Raw genomic sequence first — 537 nt, 5'->3', positions numbered from 1 at the left:
CGCCAGCGAGTTGCAGGCGCTGGACAGCCTGAACCTCGCCGAAGCGCTGGATCGCCGTCTGCAACATGAAGGACGTTCGCTGGATGTGTTTGTGCAGGTCAACACCTCCGGTGAAGTCAGCAAATATGGCCTCGCGCCCGAGAGCGTAGCGGAATTTATTCAGGCATTGCCTGCTTTCACGGCATTGCGGGTGCGTGGGTTGATGACGCTGGCGCGCTTTTCCAGTGAGGCGGAACGCGTACGCGAGTGCTTTGTGCTATTGCGCACCCTGCGCGATCAATTGCGGCAGAGTGCTCCCGCAATGATTGAGCTGGATGCGCTATCGATGGGGATGTCGGGTGATTTTGAGATAGCCATCGAAGAGGGGGCCACCGTGGTGCGCGTCGGGCAGGCCATCTTCGGCGCGCGTGCGCTGCCTGACAGCCATTACTGGCCTGGCGAGCCATCGCAATAATACCCATTTGCCATCGATGCATTGAATACCACTATTTTAATTGAGAGGACCTTGCCATGTATGACGCTTCCCTTACCCTGACC

At 57.9% G+C, this 537-nt stretch carries 1 protein-coding gene; it reads left to right on the top strand.

Annotated features, from left to right (window positions below):
• A partial coding sequence (locus J5224_RS34820; RefSeq protein ID WP_264629367.1) for a YggS family pyridoxal phosphate-dependent enzyme occupies positions 1 to 454 on the top strand: 454 nt, incomplete at its 5' end.
• Positions 455 to 537 lie beyond the last annotated feature (83 nt).

The organism is Candidatus Symbiopectobacterium sp. NZEC135 (assembly GCF_025962695.1).
The sequence above is the reverse complement of the archived record's forward strand: the minus strand, read 5'-3'. Positions and strand labels throughout refer to the sequence as shown.